Genomic DNA, 3,592 nt, shown 5'->3' with positions numbered 1-3,592 from the left:
GACCCTTTCTTTTGGGACTGCAAAGGTATCAACCTTTTTCTGTTTCGCAAACTTTATTTTTTTTTATTTTCTAAAGCTTACTTTTCCTCCTTTTTTCCCGCTCCTTCTCCTCTTTTCTTTCCTCGTTTGCGGGCTGCAAAGATGCGATTATTTTTCATTCCTGTCAAGTGTTATTTTCACTTATTTTCAGATTATTTTTACTCGCTATATTTTCAAAAAACAACACCTTTTTTCTAAAGCGGTCACAAATGTACAGAGATTTTGGCTCCCTGCCAAAACATTTTTTTAAAAATCTAAAACAGAACAGGTAACTAGCTGTATGCTAACCAAAATGAAAAGCACTGTTGTATTTGATAAGGCACCAAAGATCAGCATTCGATGGAATTAGTATCTTTGAAAAGATATGAACGAGCCCAATTTCCCCGAAAATTTTATTTCAACGCTAAGTACTGAACCTGGTTTCAACGCCGGAAATTTCATCAACGCGCATCAAAATATTGAATCGCCTACTTCCATCCGCTTAAATCCATTTAAAAAACATCCTGTAAAAATTGACAGCGAAGTGCCCTGGTGCACCAATGGCTATTATCTTGATACCCGCCCGTCCTTTACTTTCGATCCGCTTTTTCATGCGGGCTGTTATTATGTGCAGGAAGCATCGTCCATGTTTATTGATCATATCCTTAAAACGATCCGGCCAAATAAGGATGAACCGGTAAAAATATTGGACCTGTGCGCAGCGCCCGGCGGCAAAAGCACACTGATCAATTCAGCTATAGCGGCCGATGATCTGCTGGTGGCTAACGAGATCATTAAAACACGCGTACCTGTTTTGTGTGATAACCTTAACCGCTGGGGCACTGCCAATAGTATAGTAAGCAACAACGACCCAAAAGACTTCAGCCGGCTAACCGGCTTTTTTGATATCATCCTGGTTGATGCACCCTGCTCCGGATCGGGCATGTTCAGAAAAGACCCTGCGGCGATGAACGAATGGAGTGAAGCTAACGTAAACCTTTGCCACCAGCGTCAGGAACGGATATTGGCCGATGTTTATCCCGCATTAAAAGAAGACGGATACCTTATATATAGTACTTGCTCCTATTCGCACCAGGAAAATGAGGAAATCCTTGACTGGCTATGCGACACCTTTAATATGGAAAGCTTACCTATACCTATATATAAGGACTGGGGTATTGTTGAAACCCGGTCGGAAAAGCATCAGGCATTTGGCTATCGCTTTTATCCGGGCCAGGCAAAAGGTGAAGGTTTATTTGCAGCTTGCCTGAAAAAGAAAGAGCAGGCTGATGAAACACCTTCTTTCAAATCAAAAGGGCATCAAAAATTAGCCTTACAGGAAATCGAAATGGTGAAACGCTATTTAATTGAACCTGAAAACTATTATTATAATAAGATTAATGACGACTGGCTGGCGATCAACAGGGGCCATAAAGAAAGCCTGGACACCCTGCAGCGGCATCTGTATATCAAAAAATCGGGCGTAAGGATAGGTAAACTAATGGGTAAAGACCTGGTGCCCGATCATGAACTGGCGCTGAGTATCCATACTAATAAGGATGCTTTTTTGCATACGGAGCTAACTTATGAACAAGCTATACAATATTTAAGGCGGGAAAATACCGATATCAACCCTACGGATAAAGGCTGGAGCCTGATGTGCTTTGAAGGACAACCCCTTGGTTGGGCTAAGTTGCTGCCAAATCGCATCAACAATTATTATCCAAAAGAGATCAGGATATTTAGTTCCGCTGCGCCTAAAGCGGGCGAAGAAATTGTGTAGCATTGATACCATAACCGTTAAGGCATGCGTCAACATTGTTGTATATCGTATATTTATAATCAGGGAAATCGAAGTCGGCTTTATCTCTCTTTATTAATTTGCCATCTTTATCTGTAAGTCTTATAATCTCGTTTAAAGTTTTAAAATTACGTTCATAATATTTTAACAGCATAAACCTGACAACGCCTCCCTTAACCCCATCATCAAAAACAGATTCCTCCTTACTAAAGGAATAAGTGTTTCCGTCTACATCGAAATAGTGCTTGTATTCTACGTTCCAGTCTCCACTTTCGCTGTAAGGAACCTTGTCGATAAAGATTACTTTTCCGGATTGACCGGTCATTATGTTATAGGTGCATTCAACTTCATCTGGCCACTTCTCATTTATAACCCTTATCAAATTTTTCTTACCAGGTACTTTAACCAAGACAATTAAATTTTTTGAATGACCAGCTATATATTTATCAATGGCCGTCTTATTAACTTTTAGTTTTATAAGGGTCGAATCCGGCAAACCCATTACCCTTTCGGGATTATAGCTACTTGGTTTGGTGAAGAATAAGCTTGTAAAAAACAACAGTGGAAGGAAAAAGGACTTCATATCCAAATATAGGGATATGGATAATTACCGCCATAGGTCAAAATAACTTTTTTGACTTCACAATGTGAGTGCCATGGCTAAGTCATACAAAAAAGTTTATGGCAATAATTGCAACAAACGAATCCTCACTCCAATAAAGGCACGTTGGAAGAAGCTAATCATTCATTAACATCCTAAATATCCGTTACAATTTATCCTACAATAGCAATACACTCTACCGAAAAAAGAATACCACCTGGAAAAGGCATCACCTGCGGGGCGCTTCGCGCAGGTGTTACCTTTGGAAAGAATGTACTGTAAACTTTATTGATAACCGAAAAATCGGGATCTTCACCAGTTACCATAAACACAGTTATCTTTACCACTTTATCCATCGAACTCCCTGCATCTTCCAGTATTGTTTTTATATTTTTAAACGCTTGTGTTACCTGCGCTTCGTAGCCGCCGGTTATAAGTTTGCCGGTTGAAAGATCAGTACCGACGGTGCCTGACACAAAGATAAGGTTGCCTGCAATTACCGCCTGGGGAACAAAAGCATTTGGGCGCGGCGCATTGGGGGTATTAAAAACCTGGAGATCCATTTGAATAGGTGTTTTTATTAAGATCGTATTTAATCAATATAAGCAAAAATTTACCCTCAAGCTATATCTTATGGCCAAACAGACAGGATGGTTGCCATCACCATCATGGAAATCAGCCAAAAGGCATTATCCAACAGCCATAAACCCCAAGGTTTTTTTTCATATAGCTTGGTACATAGCGTTACAGTTGCTACAAATCCCAGCCAAAGGAAAAATGCACCCATTAATCCACCCTGTATGCCGCTGGTTTTTAAATAATAATTGCCGAAAACAAGAGAGTGATCCAAAACATAGGCCATTATAAACGATCCGATGAGCACCAGGATAATATTAACCGGTGCTGGCTTCATTTCAGTGATGCCCGTTAGTCGCTGCCAAAGTTTGGCAAAAATAGCACCATACCAAATTGCGGCAATAATGTAGCTGGCAACCGCTGCTGCAGCTACCGCCATGAAATTTACGTGAACTTGCATAATCGTGATTTTAGGGTTTTATTAATTATTGTGATTATTATTTGACTGCTGTTAACTGATGGGGCTTTCAGTGGTAAAAATAAATCATTCTATCGCCATAAAGGCAGGCTTTAATTTCCTTTATGAATTGACAATT

General features: G+C 40.0%; 4 protein-coding genes. 1 reads left to right on the top strand and 3 read right to left on the bottom strand.

From position 1 onward, the window contains the following. Positions 1-403 precede the first annotated feature (403 nt). Positions 404-1,801, top strand: coding sequence for an RNA methyltransferase (locus tag QZY09_RS02910; protein WP_295667850.1), 1,398 nt, complete (start codon positions 404-406; stop codon positions 1,799-1,801). Here QZY09_RS02910 and QZY09_RS02905 read toward each other — a convergent pair. The 3 genes from QZY09_RS02905 to QZY09_RS02895 form a co-directional block, all read right to left on the bottom strand. Further along, on the bottom strand, positions 1,776-2,402 hold the full coding sequence (locus QZY09_RS02905; protein WP_295667848.1) for a hypothetical protein: 627 nt from the start codon (positions 2,400-2,402) through the stop codon (positions 1,776-1,778). The two genes, QZY09_RS02910 and QZY09_RS02905, sit on opposite strands and share 26 nt — an antisense overlap. Before the next feature lie 191 nt (positions 2,403-2,593). After that, on the bottom strand, positions 2,594-2,983 hold the full coding sequence (locus tag QZY09_RS02900) for a Rid family hydrolase (RefSeq protein ID WP_295667846.1): 390 nt from the start codon (positions 2,981-2,983) through the stop codon (positions 2,594-2,596). Between the two features lie 68 nt (positions 2,984-3,051). Continuing rightward, positions 3,052-3,456, bottom strand: coding sequence for a DUF1761 domain-containing protein (locus tag QZY09_RS02895; protein WP_295667844.1), 405 nt, complete (start codon positions 3,454-3,456; stop codon positions 3,052-3,054). Positions 3,457-3,592: the final 136 nt, after the last annotated feature.

The sequence above is a fragment of the uncultured Mucilaginibacter sp. genome (genome assembly GCF_903913935.1).
In the GTDB taxonomy this organism is placed as follows: Bacteria; Bacteroidota; Bacteroidia; order Sphingobacteriales; family Sphingobacteriaceae; genus Mucilaginibacter.
This window is presented reverse-complemented; position numbering and strand designations above follow the sequence as displayed.

Bases quoted from the DNA above. Each gene is read 5' to 3' on its own strand.
- QZY09_RS02895 (WP_295667844.1), bottom strand. From the start codon at position 3,456: ATGCAAGTTCACGTAAATTTCATGGCGGTAGCTGCAGCAGCGGTTGCC.
- QZY09_RS02900 (WP_295667846.1), bottom strand. From the start codon at position 2,983: ATGGATCTCCAGGTTTTTAATACCCCCAATGCGCCGCGCCCAAATGCT.
- QZY09_RS02905 (WP_295667848.1), bottom strand. From the start codon at position 2,402: ATGAAGTCCTTTTTCCTTCCACTGTTGTTTTTTACAAGCTTATTCTTC.
- QZY09_RS02910 (WP_295667850.1), top strand. From the start codon at position 404: ATGAACGAGCCCAATTTCCCCGAAAATTTTATTTCAACGCTAAGTACT.